The sequence below is a fragment of the Weissella sp. ESL1139 genome (assembly GCF_058506735.1).
This window is the reverse complement of record NZ_CP196375.1, coordinates 1,159,541-1,177,170: the sequence shown is the minus strand read 5'-3', so window position 1 is coordinate 1,177,170 and position 17,630 is coordinate 1,159,541. Positions and strand designations below refer to the sequence as shown.

Here is a 17,630-nt window from a genome sequence, read left to right as displayed (position 1 = left end):
ATAAAAAAAGGAGTTCAATATGGATTTTCAAATGGACACGAATCAAGAATATGGTGCAACAATTAAAGTTATCGGAGTCGGTGGCGGTGGTGGTAACGCCGTTAACCAAATGGTCACTGATGGCGTAGAAGGTGTCGAATTTATCGTTGCCAATACTGATGCACAAGCTCTTGAGCGTTCTTCAGCAGAAAACAAGATTCAAATCGGTTCAAAAGCTACTCGTGGATTAGGAGCTGGTGCTCGTCCAGAAGTTGGAGAAGCTGCTGCTAAAGAAAGCGAACAAGAGTTAACAGAAGCACTACAAGGTGCCGATATGGTCTTTGTGACTGCCGGTATGGGTGGTGGAACTGGAACTGGAGCAGCACCAGTAATTGCTAAAATCGCTAAAGATTCTGGCGCTTTGACAATTGGTGTTGTCACACGTCCATTTTCTTTTGAAGGTCCTCGTCGTGGCAAGTCAGCTGCTGAAGGACTAGCAAAGCTAAAGGATAACGTTGATACATTGATTGTTATTGCTAATAACAATTTGCTACAAATTGTTGATAAGAAGGCCCCAATTATGGAAGCCTTCAAGATGGTCGATGATGTGTTGCTACAAGGTGTTTCAGGTATTTCAGACTTAATCACAAAGCCTGGAATTATTAACTTGGACTTTGCTGATGTTAAGACAGCAATGGCTGGTCAAGGAACTGCGCTAATGGGAATTGGTTCAGCATCTGGTGAGAACCGTGCTGCTGAAGCAACTCGCAAGGCAATTGCTTCACCATTGTTGGAAGCTAAAATTGAAGGTGCAACTAATGTTTTGCTATCTGTTAAGGGTGGTGCTGATATGTCATTGTTTGAAGCACAAGAAGCTTCAGAAACAATTGCACAAGCATCAGGTACAGATGTTGATATTATCTTTGGTACAACCATCGATATGGAAATGGATGGCGACTTAGTTGTGACAGTTATTGCAACAGGTATTGATCGTCCAGAGGCACCTCGTCCAGAAATTAATTTAGGATCAAACCAGCAAGCTAGTCCATTTCAATCAATGAACGCTGAACAACCACAACAGCAACCACAAGCACAACAACCAGTGGTTAACAATGATCCATTTGCTGATTGGGGAACACCTAGTGATCAAGGTCAATCACAACAAAGTGCACCTGCTCAATCTGCAGCACCTCAACAACAACCTGCACAACCATCTTCTTCAGCTCAACCAAGTTCGGCAGACGACGAGATTGAACGTCCAGCTTACTTTAATTGGATGAAGCGTGGCGATAAGTAAGGAGGCTGTTTATGGCATTTAAGTTTAAGGATTATATTTTTGGTGGTGATGACAATTACTACTACGAAGATGAAGAATCTGAAGATGGTCAAGAAGAACAAAAATCTAATTTCGAATCAACAAATAACAATGCCACTCGTCCAACCAATGAACGTCGGGCAAATGTTATTAAGATGGATGGCTCAAGAGATGAACCAGCTAAAATTGCTTTATATGAGCCTCGTACATATGCTGATGCACAAACTATTGCGACGCAATTACTTGGTGGCGAAGCAGTTATTGTCAATTTAGGATCAATTGACGAAAACACAGGTAAGCGAATTTTAGATTACTTAGGTGGTACAGCGTTTGCTGTCGATGGCACTATTGAACGTGTTGGTGAACGTATTTTCTTAGCAACACCACACAACTTTGAGATTTCAGGTACTATTTCGCAAAATCTTGGTCAACAATTTAATTAACAGGTGGTAATATGGCAACAATCTTTGGATTATTGAGTTTACTACTTCGTGCATTAGAATTTGTGATTGTGATTTGGGTATTGATGTCTTGGTTACCCGGTGCATCACAATCATCATTTGGCCAGTTATTGGAAAAGATTGCCGGATTAGTTATAAACCCGTTACGCCGTTTCATTCCGCCGCTTGGAATGTTTGATCTAACTCCGATAGTTGGATTGCTTTTATTGCAAGCAGCTGAAATGGGATTGCAGGCTATTGCTCAAGCAATGATATAGAGAAAATTATGGTTGATAATGTAGCACAACATTTCCGCCCTAATGAAACAACGTTTCTAAATATGGCGGAGGGTTTGGTTCGTCAGGTATTGGATGAATATAGTCCAGTTCTGACGAATTTTTTGAACCCAAGAGAAGTTTATATTGTAACCACTTTGGTTAATCAACAGGATAATATTAAGTTGTATGAATTTGGTGGTTATGAAAATGCAGAAAATAAACGATTATTAATTGCACCAAGTTATTACCAGCCAATGATGGATGATTTTGAATTGATGTTAATTCAAATTAAATATCCTGAAAAGTTTACAACCTTGCATCATAGTACTATTTTGGGCACTTTTATGCATAATGGTATTGCACGACAAAGTATAGGTGATATCATTAAAGGGGAGTCCGATGAGTGGTATTTTACTACTACTAAATCAATGGGAACTTTTATTTTGAATCATTTAAATCATATTGGTAAAACAAAAGTGCGCTTTGAAGAAATTACTAAAGATGATATGACTCCCATAACTGCTGACTGGGAAATCGTAAATACAACTGTTAGTTCTTTACGACTAGATAGTATCGTTGCAAATGGGTATAATATTTCTAGAAGCCATGCTAAACAAATGATTGAACATGATTTAATTAAAGTGAATTGGGCGACTATTAACAAGCCAGATTATGTGTTAGCAGTTAATGATATTATTTCTGTTCGACATTATGGTCGGCTAAGATTAGATGAACTCAATGGCTTAACGAAAAAAGATAAATGGCGCTTAACATTGGCGGTAATTAAAAAATAGATTGGAGAAATCTCATGACATTAACCCCACAAGAAATTCATGCAAAAGAATTTACCACTAGTCGTAATAAGTGGTACGACAAACAAGAAGTTTCTGACTTTTTAGATCGCGTTGTGGATGATTTTGATGCTTTACAACAAGAAAATCAAACATTAAAGACACAATTGGCTGAAGCTGATGCAAATGCTAAGCAAGTTGAAGAAATGAAGCAATCTGTTAATTCTTCAATTTTGATTGCGCAAGAAGCAGCAGATCGTTTGAAGAAGCAAACAGAGGCTGAGGCCGAAGCTGCGTTGCAACAAGCCCAAGCTGAAGCTCAGAAGATTGTTATGGAAGCAAATGCCAAGGCAAATGCATTATTAACGGATTCACAAACTAAGAATGAATCATTAGTTGCTGAAAAAGAAGGCCTTGATCAAGAAATGGGTGCCTTCAAAGCCAAGATTGAAGGTTTGCTTCGTGCACAATTGGATATGGTTCAATCTGATGAATGGAATTCATTCCAAACACCAGCTGCTTATCAAGAGCCATCAGCAGCCGCTGTTTCAGAAGAATCAGTTGAAGAAGAACCTGCAACTGATAATCAAGAAGCTGAAACTGTGGTTATTTTCCCCGAAGATAGCGAAGATTCAGAAAATTTCTTGAATAAAGATAAGTAATTAGTTATTATATATAGCATAAAGTTTCTGACCAAAAAATATAGTCTATTCTAACCAGCGACTTAGGAAATGGTGTAAGCCTAAGATAGTAACGGATTATATCTATCAGCAGAAAATTAGTACACATACATTAAAGAGGCAATTTAAATTTTTAAATTGTGAACTCGGGTGGTACCACGCTAAAAACGTCCCGCATTAGTCATTTTGACTGATGCGGGTTTTTTATTAGAGTAATGATTTAGTAGACATATTTTGAGAAAGGTTAGAGGAACTAATTATGAAAATCAAGAAGACCTTAAATCTTGGTAAGACTAAGTTTCCAATGCGCGGTAATTTACCACAAACAGAATTACAACGCGAAAATATTTGGTTCGAAAATAAAGTATACGAACGTCGTCAAAAAATGAATGAAGGCAAGCCATCATTCATGCTACATGATGGTCCTCCATATGCAAATGGAAATATTCATATTGGCCACGCAATGAACAAGATTTCAAAGGATATTATTGTTCGTTATAAGTCAATGAATGGATTTTATGCACCATACGTACCTGGTTGGGATACACATGGATTGCCAATTGAGCAACAGTTGACCAAAGCGGGTAAAGATCGTAAGAAGGTTGGCCCCGTTATTTGGCGTAAAATGGCTGATGAATTTGCACATAAGCAAGTTAAAAAGCAAATGGCTGATTTCAAGCGCTTGGGAGTTTCAGCAGATTGGGATAATCCTTATTTGACTTTGCAACCTTCTTTTGAAGCAGCTCAAATCCGTGTCTTTGGTAGCATGGTTAATCGTAACTTGATTTATCGTGGTAAGAAACCAGTCTTTTGGTCATGGTCTTCAGAGTCAGCTCTTGCAATGGCAGAGATTGAGTATCATGATGTTACATCAGAGTCAGCTTTTATTTCTGAGCAAATTAAGGATGGTAAAGGCCTTCTTGATGAAAACACGTATTTAGTTGCCTGGACAACAACGCCATGGACTGTGCCAGCTTCACAAGCTTTGGCCGTTCATCCTGATTTTAAGTACGTACAAGTTCAACCTAAGAATTCAGCTAAAAAGTACGTGGTTGCTGAATCATTACTTAACTCATTGTCTGAAAAGTTTGATTGGGAAGAACCAACTGTTATGGCGACATTTGAAGGTAAAGATTTAGAATATATGGTTACGAAGCATCCATATATGGACCGAGATATCTTGGTTGTTTTGGCAGATTATGTCACTGATGATACTGGAACTGGTTTGGTTCACACAGCGCCAGGATTTGGTGAAGATGACTTTATGACTGGTAAACGTTATGGTATTAAGCCAGTTATGAACGTTGATGATCGTGGTTATCTAACTGCTGAAGCAGGTGAAGATTTTGACGGTGTCTTCTATGAAGATGCTAATGAAGTTTCTTTGCAAAAGTTACGTGATGTTGATGCCTTGGTTCAATCTGAACCAATTACACACAGCTACCCATTTGATTGGCGGACTAAGAAGCCGGTTATTTTCCGTGCTGTACCACAATGGTTTGCTTCAATTGATAGTTTCCGTCAAGAAATTTTGGATGCCCTAGATGAGGTTAAATTTAAGCCTGAATGGGGTAAGAAGCGTCTTTACAATATGATTCGTGATCGTGGTGATTGGGTCATTTCACGTCAACGTGTCTGGGGTGTTCCTTTGCCAATCTTTTATGCTGAAGATGGTACAGCCATTCTTGATCAAGATGTTATCAATCATGTGGCTGAATTAGTTGCTGAGCATGGCTCAACTGTTTGGTTTGAACGTGAAGCAAAGGACTTGCTACCAGAAGGTTATACTAATGAACATTCACCTCATGGCGAGTTTACAAAAGAAACCGACATCATGGATGTTTGGTTTGATTCAGGTTCATCACATCAAGGTGTTATGGCAACTCGTCCAGAATTAGAGTTCCCAGAAACAATGGTTTTGGAAGGATCTGACCAATACCGTGGTTGGTTTAATTCATCATTAATCACGTCAGTTGCCGTTACAGGTAAAGCACCGTACAAAGAAGTTGTCTCACAAGGATTTACTTTAGACGGTAATGGTGAAAAGATGTCTAAGTCAATTGGTAACACCATTGAACCTAATGAAGTTATTAAGCAAATGGGTGCTGAAATTATTCGTCTATGGGTTTCAACAGTTGACACATCAGCTGATGTGCGTGTATCAATGGACATTTTGTCACAAACTTCAGAAATTTATCGTAAGATTCGTAACACGATGCGTTTCTTGTTGGCAAATACAACTGACTTTAATCCAAATGAGGACGCTGTACCTTATGCCGAAATGACAGCTGTTGATCAATACTTCTACGCCCGTTTTAATAACCTAGTAGGTGAGTTCAAGGATGCCTATGATGCTTACGATTTCCAACAAGTACACAAGTTATTAATTAACTTTATCAATGTGGACTTGTCAGCATTCTATCTTGATTTCGCCAAGGATATTTTGTACGTTGAAGCACCAAACGGTCATTTGCGTCGTTCATTGCAAACTGTTTTGTACAAGATTGTGGTTGATTTAGATAAGTTAATCTTGCCAATTTTGCCACATACAGCAGAAGAAATTTTTGAGTATCTACCATATGAGACGGCTGATTTTGCATATTTAACTGATATGCCAGAAGTTGAAGATTTGGGTGATACGACCGAGTTATTTGCTAAGTGGGATGCATTTATGTCATTGCGTGATGCAACGAATAAATCATTAGAAGTGGCCCGTAATGCTAAAATGATCGGTAAACCTGCTGAAGCTGCATTGACATTGTACTTGAGTGATGAGCAAGCAAATATGGTTGCGTCATTGGGGCAAGATATTCGAGTATTGTTGCTTGTATCACAGTTACACTTAGAAAAGGCTGCTGATGCACCAACTGATGCTGAGAACTACAATGGTTACCTAATTAAGGTTGAGCATGCTGTGGGTGAGGTATCACCTCGTGATCGTATGTATCACACTGATTTAGGAACAGATAAAGATTTCCCTATGTTATCAGCTCACGAAGCACAAATTGTGCGTGAAAACTTCCCTGAAGCTTTGACAGAAGGATTAGAATAGATTGTTTTTAAACGAGTAGAACTTTTTGTTTCTACTCGTTTTTTTTACTATAATGGAAGGTAACAAGCAAAAAATAGATTGGAGAATCACTGCATGACGAAATTATATTTTATCCGCCACGGGAAGACGGCTTGGAACGCTGAAGGACGTTTTCAAGGATCTGGCGGCGATTCACCTTTATTACCGGAGTCAATTGAACAAATTGCCCAGTTAGGAAAGCATTTAAGTCACATTGAATTTGCACATGCTTTTACAAGTCCAATTAAGCGTTCTGTTGATACAGCCAAGCAGACATTAGCATACTTTGAAGACAAGCCAGCTTTGTCTGTTAAAGAAGGATTAAAAGAGTTTTCTTTTGGTGTATGGGAAGGCATGACTTTTAGTGAGGTTAAAAAAGATTGGGCTGGTATGTATGAAGCATCACGCCATCATCCTGAAAAATTTGACGCAAGTTTAGTACCAGGTGCCGAAACGTTTGAAGCCGTTCAACAACGTTTTAGGGATGCGGTTCAATCAGCAGTGGCACAATATGGTGGTTCAGATATTAATCTAATTTTCTTTAGTCATGGTGCTGCTTTAACAACGGGTATGGGTGGTTTATTAAACATCCCACTTGACCATTTGCGTGATCGTGGCGGGCTAGGTAATACGAGTACATCAATTTTAGAAACAACTGACGGTCAAAATTTCACAGAATTATTGCGTAACGATACCAGTTATTTGAATGAATTGGCAGATGAATTAAATACAATTTAATTAAATGGAGAAAAACAAATGTCAAAGGTAGATGATGAAGTTCAACAAAATATAAAAGCTTTGGTTCAAGATATTTCTAAAAATCCTAACCATTGGCAGGCGTATGTGGATTTAATTGGATTGTTAACTGTTTTGGATGAATTAGCAGCTGCCGAGGAGTTAGCCTTGAAAAGCTTAACTTTATTTAAAGATAATGCGGCAGCTCAACAAGAATTGTTCTATGCCACTGGTAACGTTTATTACACAGCAGCAGATTATGCGCGTGCGGCAACCTTTTTTGATAAGATTACCGATGAACAGTTAAAACATGATGCAACTTTGATGCAAGCGCAAAGTTTTTATGCCCAAAATAAGTTTAAACAAAGTTTGGCCTTTGCATTAACAGCGGTGCAACAGGATAAGCAAGATGTTAAAGCCCAAGTTTTATTGGGAAATGTTTGGTTAAGTCTTGGTGATTTAACAGCGGCAACTGCTGCGTTTGATCAAGCAATTTCAGTAGATGATCAAGATTATGGTGCCAATTTCGGGCGTGGTGTAATAGCACAAGCCAACGATGAAGAAGCTAATCCTTGGTTAGAGCAAGCTAAAAAAATTGATTCAAAACAGTATGAATCAGATGCAAAACGGCTTGATGAATTAATTACAATTATGTTAGGAAGTCAAAACAATGAATCCAATTCAGACTGATATTTTAGAAGATGAAGTGGACCTTACCCCAAGTGTGACTGGGCAAGTACAAAATATTATGTTTGCGGCGTCAGATTCTTTTTATAAAGTATTACGAATTGCTATCGTTAGTAAAAATTTTGATTTTAATGAAGATGAAATAACCATTACAGGTAGTTTTGGTGATATCCAAATTGGGGCGAGTTATGAATTTAAAGGGCAGCTAAAAGAGCATCCCCGCTATGGTCTACAATTCATGGCCCATAACTACCATCGTCAAGCCGCTAGTACAGCATCAGGTTTAGTGAAGTATTTATCAAGTGACAGTTTTCCCGGTGTTGGAAAAGTCACTGCCACAAAAATTGTTGATGAATTAGGCATTAATGCGATTGAATTAATTTTAGATAAGCCTGATATTTTAAAGGGTATTGGTGTTTCAAAAGATATACAACAAGTTATTGTTGATCAATTAATGAAATCTGATGGTATGGAGCGTGCCATTATAGCCCTAAATGATTTTGGCTTCGGCTCGGCATTGTCGACAGCTATCTATCAGAAATATCAAAAAGATACGTTGGCTATTTTAAAAAATAATCCTTATCAGTTAGTTATTGATATTGACGGTGTTTCTTTTAAACGAATTGATCAATTCGCTTTGCAACAAGGCATTGATGTTTTAGATGAGCGTCGTATCAAAGCTGGAGTTATTGCAACAATTAATAATAAAACTTTCAGTTCAGGTGATACGTATATGGTTTTGCCTGATTTGTTAAGTAGTACCAAAGCGTTATTAGCAAAAAGCCAGCCGGCTGATGTGACTGATGCCATGATTAAAAAGGCATTATTAGGCTTAACGAGTGAAGGTACTATTGTTGTAGACGGTAGTTATTTTTATGTTCAAGAAATTTATGAAGCAGAAAATCAAATTGCTGAACGGTTAATTAATTTAACCCATCACAGTCAAACAACGTATGATCGCAAACAGGTTGTTAAATTTTTAAATGAAGTAGAAGAAGCGAATGATTTTGATTATGATGCGACACAAAAAGAAGCCATTATCGCAGCGTTAACCAATCAATTATTCATTTTGACTGGCGGACCTGGTACCGGTAAAACGACGATTATTAGTGGCGTGGTTGCGACTTTGAAGAAGTTATTAAGAGCTGATGGTTTAAAAACTGATGAAATTGATGATAGTATACATTTGGCAGCACCTACTGGACGAGCAGCTAAGCGGTTGCAGGAGTCAACGGGGATGTTGGCAACAACTATCCATCATTTACTGGGTATAACTGGACGTGAAGTGAACATCAGTGATGTCGATGTTGAAGAAATTACCGGTCATTTACTGGTTATTGATGAGATGTCAATGGTCGATACACAATTATTCGCTGTTTTGTTATCAGCTATTCAAGCGAATATGCAAATTATTTTGGTCGGTGATAAGGATCAACTACCATCAGTAGGGCCTGGTCGTGTATTTTATGATTTATTGGCTAGTGGCTTGTTGAATTATCGCGAACTAGAAACGATTCACCGACAAGGAAAAGGCTCAACGATTATTTCTTTGGCAAATGAAGTGAAAAATGGTCGCCTACCAGCTGATTTTACGCAACAGCAAATTGATCGTTCATTTTTCCCTGCAAATTTGAATAATGTGCCTAAGCTGATTGAAAAGATTGCGAAAAGTTGGAAGGATAAGGGGCATTCAGTTGCTGATATGCAAATCTTGTCTCCTATGTATCGCACGGCAGCTGGTGTTAATAACTTAAATGAGATTGTCCAAAATATTTTCAATCCGGTCACTAATCGTACAAAGTCAATTGATATCAAACGGGATAATCAAGTGTTTAATTATCGTGTCGGCGATAAAGTTATGCAAACAGCTAATGATCCAGAAAACAATGTATTTAATGGTGATATTGGCTATATTACAGGTATTTTGTTAGCTAAAGACAAGACAAATACGGATAATAAAGATCAGTTGATAGTGGCTTTTGATACCGGTGAAGTTACTTATACGCGTGAAAATTATCAAAATATCACACTAGCTTATGCAACAACCATTCATAAGTCACAAGGTACAGAGTATAAATTAGTTATCATGCCGTTGGTTGACGCATTTTCACGGATGCTAAAGCGTAACTTGCTATATACAGGTTTGACGCGTGCTAGCGAGTCGTTGGTATTAATTGGACAATTGAGTGCGTATCAAACGGCTGTCATAACATTAGGCGTAGATCGGCAAACTAATTTGCAGGCGCGTATTTTACAGTATGCAAACGGTCAAGCACCTGATAATAAAAGACTTGATGAAAAGACAATATTAGTCGAGGATTCACTGTTTGATGAAACAGCCATTGATAGCGAAGCATCTAAGGCTAAACAGGTATTGACTGAAGTAAATAAACCAAAGGACTTTATATTAACGTCTGCGTTGATTGAACAAGGCAATATTGATCCTAATATTGGTCTAAATGATGTCACACCATATGATTTTATGCCAGATAATCATCAAGAATTGGCAAATACTTAATTTATATGGTAAAATAAATCGATATATTTTCGATAGAAAAGGGGTTTCTGAAATGTCAGGACATAGTAAATGGCATAACATCCAAGGACGTAAGAACGCCCAAGATGCGAAGCGTGGTAAGATTTTCCAAAAGTTAGCTCGTGATTTGTATACGGCAGCTAAATCAGGTGGTGTTGATCCAGAATCAAACTCTGGGTTGCGTTTGGTAATTGATAAAGCTAAGGCAGCTAACATGCCAAAGGACAACATCCAACGTGCATTGGATAAGGCTTCTGGTACCAATGGTGCGAATTACCAAGAGCTAACTTATGAAGGATATGGTCCAGCTGGAATTGCTGTTTTGGTGCAAGCTTTAACAGATAACACTAACCGTACAGCTTCATCAGTACGTTCTTCATTTAAGCACTTTGGTGGTGAGCTAGGTACGTCAGGTTCAGTTTCATTCCAATTTGATCGTAAGGGTTACATGGAAATTGAGCGTGATGAAGATAATGAAATTGATGAAGATCAATTGTTTGAAGATATGTTAGATGCTGGTGCAGATGACATGAAGACATTTGATGATCAATTTGAAATTTATACAGAACCAAAGGCTTTCCCAGAAGTGCGTGATGCGCTACTAGAAAAGGGTTACAAGTTAACAAACGACGAAGTTACAATGATTGCGCAAAATCCAATGGCTGTGCCAGAAGATAAGCAAGAATCATTAGCTAACTTAGTTGCTGAACTGGAAGACAACGAAGATGTTCAAGCAGTCTTCACTACAGCTGAATAAATAATTAAGAACTTGTATTTAACAAGTTCTTTTTTTATAAATGGATTGACTAATTTGAAATTTAGCGATAACGTTAAACTTATTTGAATAGAGTCGTTAACGTGTTTTGCCACAGACTCAAACGTAAACTATTTAATTGTGTTATAAATATCAATCAACAGTTAATTTTTTACCGCTTGGGTCATGTTGACGAATAACGTTAACATGATTTTTTAGGGAGAAGAACTTATTATGTTGGAGCGTTTCTTTAAGCTATCGGAAAACAACACAACGATACGTACCGAAATTATTGCTGGTATTACGACCTTTGTGGCAATGGCTTATATTATCTTTTTGAATCCGTCAGTACTTGCTTTGACGGGAATGCCTAGTCAGGGAGTATTTTTAGCAACGATTTTAACTGCCGTAACGGGTACGTTAATTACTGGGTTATTTGCTAATTTACCTTATGCATTAGCACCTTCGATTGGAATGCAAGCCATGTTTACCTACACTATTGTTTTCGGACTAGGTTACACTTGGCAACAGGCACTAGGAATGGTGTTCTTGGTTGGGTTAGTTGATGTTATTATTACGCTTACGAAAGTCCGTTCATTGATTGTTAAGTCAATCCCGGTACAACTGAAGCATGCGATTGCTGCTGGTATCGGATTGTATATTGCGTATATTGGATTGAAGAATGCTGGTTTTATTAACTTTTTAGTTGATGGTAAGGACATTATTTCATTAAATAATAAGCCATTTAATGGTGGTGGTGCGAAAGTCATTGAAACATTGACAGGTAGTGGTAGCACAACGCCACAGTTAACAACTTTTACGGAGCCTTCAGTTCTATTAGCATTAATTGGCTTAATTTTGTTAGTTTTGTTGGTTATTGCTAATGTGCCTGGTGCCTTTTTGATTTCTGTTTTTGCAACAACTTTAATTGGAATTCCAATGGGTGTTACAAATACACATATTGAAGGTTTGTCATCATTTTCAACGACGTTCCATGATTTTGGTTCTATTTTTGGACAAGCATTGGGCTCACATGGGTTATGGTCAATGTTTACCTCACCTAAAGATATTTTGATTGTTATTTTAACGGTCTTTTCTATGGGACTATCTGGTTTGTTTGATGCCATTGGAACATTTATTGGAACTGGTATTTCAACGGGTATTTTCTCACCAGCTGACCAAAAAGAGTTCTATGAAAATAAGGGTTTCAAGTCAAAGATGGATCGTGGCCTAGTTGCTGATACGTTTGCAACGATGTTTGCTGGAATTTTTGGTACTTCAAATACAACAACATTTATTGAAGCATCAATCGGGATTAAAGCTGGTGGTCGTACTGGATTAACGGCTGTTGTTGTGGCTATTGGTTTCTTGCTATCAATTGTTGCAGCGCCTTTGGTTAATGTTATTCCAGGTGCTGCAACTGCACCTATCTTGGTTGTGGTTGGAATTATGATGATGAATGAGTTTAAATTGATTGATTGGGATGATATTGAAGTTGCAATCCCAGCATTCTTTACAGCTGCCTTTATGGCCTTCTCATATTCTATTTCATACGGTATTGCTGCCGGATTTATTTTCTTCGTTTTGATTAAGAGTGTTAAGCGTAAGTTTAGCGAAATTAGTGTTATCTTATGGATTGTATCAATTTTGTTTATTCTAAACTTCGTGGTCTTGGCCTTAAATTAATAAAAGTTGATTAGTTATCAGCGTTAATAGTGCAAAAGTGAATGTCGCTTTTGCACTTTTTTTGTGAACATTTTTAAACGGGCAACGTCTTTATAAGTGTTAGGAGGTTAAAATACCATGGTAGTTCAACAAACGTTTTACGATTTACTAGCCAAGGCGGCTGCTAATCATGCGAGTGACATATACATTTTGCCAAATCAAATGGGCTTTCAAATAGTATCTTATGAATTAGGCGGCTTAAAAAATATGGGTCAGTTAGATTGTAATCAGGGCGAGGCGTTAATTCGTCATATTAAATTTTCAGCTTGTATGGATATTAGTGAAATTCGACGACCTCAATTAGGGCGCTGGCATTATATTTTAGATAATCAATCATTATATTTACGTATTTCCAGTGTGGCTGATTTTTTGAATCGTGAATCAGTCGTGATTCGGCTAATTTATAGTATGAAAGAGGATTTTTTAAATTGGCAACCAGTGCATAAAGTAACTGAATTAACTAATTTATTACAAAATAAGCAAGGTTTAATTTTATTAGCCGGTCAAATGGGGTCAGGAAAAACCACAACCATGTATCATATGGCTGCTAATCACTTACGACATAAAATGGTTTTAACGATTGAAGATCCCGTCGAACTTGTTGAACCTAAATTTCTACAATTACAGGTTAATGAAGCTGCTGATATGAGTTATGAACAACTTTTGAAATTGGCATTGCGACACCATCCTGATGTCATGATTGTTGGAGAAATACGTGATGCGCAGACGGCACATATTGTTGCGCAAGCAGCTTTGAGTGGTCATTTGATTTTGAGTACAGTTCATGCCATGTCGATAGTTGGTATATGGCACCGCCTGCGTGCTTTTGGTATTCCGGCAGATATTTTGCAACAAATTTTATGTGGCTTGGGTTATCAAAAAATGGTTAATCAAGCATCTGGACCATATGTGCAGCTCGAAGTCATGAGTGGTGCCGCATTAGATAAATTATTAGTGGAGTTGGGGCATGAAGAACAAGAAAAGGTGGCAACGTAAGCGACAAGCAGACTTTTTTGAGAATTTAAGCTATTTATTGTCTGTTGGCTATGATTTAGAAAATGCTTTAAAAATCGTAAAATTACTACTCCATTTACCAGAAGGACAAGTTGAACAAATGGTAGCTGACTTAAAATCAGGGTCAACGTTTGCCACTGTGATGTCGCCATATGTTCGACCCGAGTTAAGGCAGCAATTAGAGTTTGCAATGGTTCATGGCCGCTTGGTAGCGTTGCTACAGGCGTTAGGGAAACGAGAACGAGAGCGTTTGATTCAATATCAGAAATTACGTCAGTTATTACTATATCCAATTGTATTAATGATATTGCTAGCGATAATGTTAGCGGGGTTTGTGCTATTTTTACTGCCAGAGTTACAGCAACTAGGCATTAATTTAAAATTAATGGATATCAAAAATAGTGGTTATTGGTTAGTTGGTCTGCTAATACCAATAATGATTGGTATGGCATGGTTTAAAAAACAGTCTTGGTATTTACGGATTAAATTATTAATGAGATGTCCCATAATTGGTCGCATTATAAAATTAAGCATTGAATATTATATCTGTTTACAATTGGGCTTATTGCTAACTAGTGGAGTTGAATTAGCGACAATTGTCACACGGGCTCGTCAAGCTAAGAACTCTAAATTAACTGCTTATATAGGAGACAAAGCCTGGCAAGCTTTAAACGATGGTCAAACAATGCATCAGTTTATCGTTAGCCTAGAACTGTTACCAGTAGAATGCACACTATTGTTTATGCGTGGTCAACCGCAATATAAAGTAGGGGAAGAGTTTCAATTGCTAGCTAAGCGAAAGTTTCAATTGCTTGATGAATTGATTCAAAAATATATGACCTTTATCCAGCCATTATGCTTTGCTGTAATTGGAATTGTTGTGATTGCTTTGTATTATTTAACACTTGTACCGATGTATCAAAATATGGGAGGAATTATTCAATGATGAAAAAGAAGGGTGCAAATCGTAAGGGTTTTACATTGATTGAAGTTGTAACGACATTATTTATTATCGGGTTATTAGTTGTGTTAGTTTATCCTAATGTATTTCATATTCGTAAATCAGCTGAAGAACGGCAACAAAAGGCACTATACAATACCTTACAAAATCAAGTGAATGTGTATCGAATTACTGAAGATGAAGCTGGACGGCATACTTTGTCATTAGAAATGTTGATGAATTGTGGTTACTTAACCTTATCACAAGTACGACAAATGGAACGGGCAAAGTTTGCGATTAAGGGTGATAAGGTGATTATTCAAGAGAAGTAATATGATGAGGCGTAAAGGTGTCACAATAATTGAAACGTTGGTTGTATTAGCAATCTGTTTGTTAATTTCAATACCTGGTACAATGTTGCCAGCACAATCACGGTTGCATACTTGGGAGTCGGTAAAAAATGAATTTCGCCAAAAATATTTACTAGAACAGCAACAAGTATATTTAGGGCAAGGTTTTGGTTTTTATATTAGTGGTCATGAAGACACAATTTATGTTGGTGATCAAACGATTCAATTGCCTGATGATTGGCAAGTTCTTACTTATAGTAATCGAATTCATTGGCGTCCCTCACAAGTAACTGCTGGAACGATTCGCTTTGTAAATGTTAAAACCAAAACGCGTTGCAGTTTAATTTTTCAATTAGGAGGTGGGGCTTATCGTTTTACGACGTAAAGGATTTTTATTAGTTGAATCATTAATTAGTACCTCGGTTGTGTTGGGAATGGTCACGATTGTTTTAATGACTGTGGAAATGGTACGCCAACAACGGCAGCAAAATGATCAAAATATTCTGTTGGTCAAACAAAAATATTATCAGGAACGACAAGCATGGTTAAAAGGCAGGGATTTACATTAGTTGAATGTATCATAGCGCTGGCTATTTTTAGTAGTTTATTGGGGACGTTTGTTGTGCTATCTCATGGTATACAAAAGATTAAACAGCACCAAACTAATGATGTGCAAGAGATTTTGATGAATCGTTTTATTACGCGTTTAGAAAGTGATGCGCAGCATTATCAAGTGAAATCAGTAAACAGTAATAAATTAGGTATTTATAATACAAAAACTGACAAATTTTATTATTTAGGTTTGTGGGGGCGCTGTCTGTGTTTATATCGTTCTGATGGTAAGTTTGTATCATATTTGCTAGATGTCAAAGAAGTTAATTTTACAGAAGAGGGAGCACATTTATATCAAATAACTTTGCAATTTACTAATAGTCGGCAATTTAAGGAAGAAGTATATATTAATGGTTAAGCGACGACAGGGCTTTATATTATGTCATATTGTTATTTTAAGTGGTACTTTATTAGCCGTAATGACATTTTGGTTGGGTAGCCAAGTGCATTATCAAGTTTTACAAAAACAAGAATATCAATATTGGCAAAATAAATATCAAGCAGTCAGGTATGTGCGTCAGACTAAAAATCTAGTCGTCGATAAAAAAGCGCAACAGATTCCTAGAATTGTTTATATTACTAAAACTCATTACGCTTTGAAAGTAACGCCACAGCAAATTGTCATGGTACCTAAAAAATAAGTGGTTAATGTACCTTGTCAGTTACATCGAAACTAGCTAAACTAGTCTCTGTATGAAAGATGAGGTAATTGAAATGTATGAAGCGATTGAAAACAGCGTAAAATATTTACAGGCTGCCCAACAGAAAGTAATGACATTCATTGATGGCGCATCAATTGACGCCTTAATTATCTTGTTTGAGCTGATGTTAGGCCAATCTGATGATGATTTTGCGGCACTAACTGATGAACAAAAGCAAAGTATTATGGCTGATTTAAAATCAGCCAATTTTGATGAGTTAAGTAAGAATGATAAACGCCAAGTATTGCAATTTCTATTAGTTGGTACAATTCATCAAGATGGCTTACAAGCTAATTATCAAGTAACCCCGGATGCAATTGGTATGTGGATTACCATGATTACGAATGCATTTGTTGAAAAAACAAATAACGTAACCCTTAAGGATCTATCATTAGGGACTGGTAACTTAATGGTTACGATTAGTCAGGCTTTACAGACTAAAGGTAAAAGTCTAAAAATTTCTGGTTGGGAAAATGATGATACGATGCTCACCGTAGCTAGTGGTGTGGCCGCATTATTAGATGAGGATTGGCATGTTAATTTAGCCGATAGCGTTGCAACCACAATGACTGCTGATGCTGATGTTGTTGTCGGTGATTTACCAATCGGTTATTACCCTAAATCAGCACCAGAAAATTATGAAATGAGTGTGGCAGATGGCTTAACATTTGTGCATCATTTATTGATTGAACAAAGTGTTGCTGCCGTAAAACCAGGTGGTTTAGTGATTTTAGCTGTACCAACTAATTTATTTGAAAGTGAACAGAGTAAATCTTTGTTACGTTATATACAAACAGATAAAGTCTACTTCCAGGCCTTTGTACAGTTGCCAACTAACTTGTTTAAAGACCCTAAGAATGGGAAAGCAATCTTAGTATTACAACGTTCTGGCGCTAATGCGCAACAAGCTAAGCCAGTCATGTTGGCAAAGGCACCATCATTGTCTGAAGAGAAAGAAAATAAGCAGTTTGTGACTGAATTGACAGCCTGGATGACCGCTAACCAAATGTATATTCATTAGTT

General features: G+C 37.3%; 18 protein-coding genes. All 18 read left to right on the top strand.

Annotation, left to right across the window (positions count from 1 at the left end; all coding sequences use genetic code 11):
* Nucleotides 1-19 precede the first annotated feature (19 nt).
* The 18 genes from ftsZ to ACSYSF_RS05625 all read left to right on the top strand — a co-directional run bounded on the left by ftsZ (nt 20) and on the right by ACSYSF_RS05625 (nt 17,628).
* Complete coding sequence (gene ftsZ / locus ACSYSF_RS05710) at nt 20-1,276, top strand: cell division protein FtsZ (RefSeq protein WP_489867023.1); 1,257 nt, start codon at nt 20-22, stop codon at nt 1,274-1,276.
* 11 nt (nt 1,277-1,287) lie between these two features.
* Nucleotides 1,288-1,737: a cell division protein SepF gene (locus ACSYSF_RS05705; RefSeq protein WP_489867022.1), complete on the top strand. Its 450-nt coding sequence runs from the start codon at nt 1,288-1,290 to the stop codon at nt 1,735-1,737.
* 11 nt (nt 1,738-1,748) lie between these two features.
* Entirely contained in the window at nt 1,749-2,012 is a 264-nt protein-coding gene (locus ACSYSF_RS05700) for a YggT family protein (RefSeq protein ID WP_489867021.1), read from the top strand.
* Between the two features lie 8 nt (nt 2,013-2,020).
* Entirely contained in the window at nt 2,021-2,806 is a 786-nt protein-coding gene (locus tag ACSYSF_RS05695; RefSeq protein ID WP_489867020.1) for a YlmH family RNA-binding protein, read from the top strand.
* 14 nt (nt 2,807-2,820) lie between these two features.
* The gene (locus tag ACSYSF_RS05690; protein WP_489867019.1) at nt 2,821-3,465 is read left to right on the top strand and encodes a DivIVA domain-containing protein; all 645 of its coding nucleotides are present in this window, start codon (nt 2,821-2,823) and stop codon (nt 3,463-3,465) included.
* 277 nt (nt 3,466-3,742) lie between these two features.
* A complete protein-coding gene (gene ileS / locus ACSYSF_RS05685; protein ID WP_489867018.1) occupies nt 3,743-6,535 on the top strand; it encodes an isoleucine--tRNA ligase in 2,793 nt (930 codons plus the stop codon).
* 93 nt (nt 6,536-6,628) lie between these two features.
* Complete coding sequence (locus tag ACSYSF_RS05680) at nt 6,629-7,291, top strand: histidine phosphatase family protein (RefSeq protein WP_489867017.1); 663 nt, start codon at nt 6,629-6,631, stop codon at nt 7,289-7,291.
* Nucleotides 7,292-7,309: 18 nt separating this feature from the next.
* Nucleotides 7,310-7,978 carry a tetratricopeptide repeat protein gene (locus ACSYSF_RS05675; RefSeq protein ID WP_489867016.1) on the top strand — a complete coding sequence of 223 codons (669 nt, stop codon included), beginning with the start codon at nt 7,310-7,312 and terminating at the stop codon, nt 7,976-7,978.
* Nucleotides 7,959-10,493, top strand: coding sequence for an SF1B family DNA helicase RecD2 (recD2, locus tag ACSYSF_RS05670; RefSeq protein WP_489867015.1), 2,535 nt, complete (start codon nt 7,959-7,961; stop codon nt 10,491-10,493). Before ACSYSF_RS05675 ends, recD2 begins: the two co-directional genes overlap by 20 nt.
* Nucleotides 10,494-10,545: 52 nt before the next feature.
* Nucleotides 10,546-11,268 carry a YebC/PmpR family DNA-binding transcriptional regulator gene (locus ACSYSF_RS05665; RefSeq protein ID WP_489867014.1) on the top strand — a complete coding sequence of 241 codons (723 nt, stop codon included), beginning with the start codon at nt 10,546-10,548 and terminating at the stop codon, nt 11,266-11,268.
* A 231-nt stretch (nt 11,269-11,499) separates the two neighbouring features.
* Nucleotides 11,500-12,951 carry an NCS2 family permease gene (locus ACSYSF_RS05660; RefSeq protein WP_489867013.1) on the top strand — a complete coding sequence of 484 codons (1,452 nt, stop codon included), beginning with the start codon at nt 11,500-11,502 and terminating at the stop codon, nt 12,949-12,951.
* Nucleotides 12,952-13,068: 117 nt separating this feature from the next.
* Nucleotides 13,069-13,986 (top strand): competence type IV pilus ATPase ComGA, encoded by a 918-nt coding sequence (gene comGA / locus ACSYSF_RS05655; RefSeq protein ID WP_489867012.1) that lies wholly within the window; start codon nt 13,069-13,071, stop codon nt 13,984-13,986.
* The gene (locus tag ACSYSF_RS05650) at nt 13,958-14,950 is read left to right on the top strand and encodes a type II secretion system F family protein (protein WP_489867011.1); all 993 of its coding nucleotides are present in this window, start codon (nt 13,958-13,960) and stop codon (nt 14,948-14,950) included. Before comGA ends, ACSYSF_RS05650 begins: the two co-directional genes overlap by 29 nt.
* Complete coding sequence (locus tag ACSYSF_RS05645) at nt 14,947-15,276, top strand: competence type IV pilus major pilin ComGC (protein WP_489867010.1); 330 nt, start codon at nt 14,947-14,949, stop codon at nt 15,274-15,276. Before ACSYSF_RS05650 ends, ACSYSF_RS05645 begins: the two co-directional genes overlap by 4 nt.
* A 1-nt stretch (nt 15,277) precedes the next feature.
* Nucleotides 15,278-15,679 (top strand): type II secretion system protein, encoded by a 402-nt coding sequence (locus ACSYSF_RS05640; protein ID WP_489867009.1) that lies wholly within the window; start codon nt 15,278-15,280, stop codon nt 15,677-15,679.
* A gap of 156 nt (nt 15,680-15,835) precedes the next feature.
* Nucleotides 15,836-16,264 (top strand): prepilin-type N-terminal cleavage/methylation domain-containing protein, encoded by a 429-nt coding sequence (locus ACSYSF_RS05635; RefSeq protein WP_489867008.1) that lies wholly within the window; start codon nt 15,836-15,838, stop codon nt 16,262-16,264.
* Nucleotides 16,257-16,547, top strand: a complete 291-nt coding sequence (locus ACSYSF_RS05630) for a hypothetical protein (protein WP_489867007.1) — start codon at nt 16,257-16,259, stop codon at nt 16,545-16,547. Before ACSYSF_RS05635 ends, ACSYSF_RS05630 begins: the two co-directional genes overlap by 8 nt.
* 73 nt (nt 16,548-16,620) lie before the next feature.
* Nucleotides 16,621-17,628: a class I SAM-dependent methyltransferase gene (locus tag ACSYSF_RS05625; protein WP_491737221.1), complete on the top strand. Its 1,008-nt coding sequence runs from the start codon at nt 16,621-16,623 to the stop codon at nt 17,626-17,628.
* The last annotated feature ends 2 nt before the right edge of the window (nt 17,629-17,630 follow it).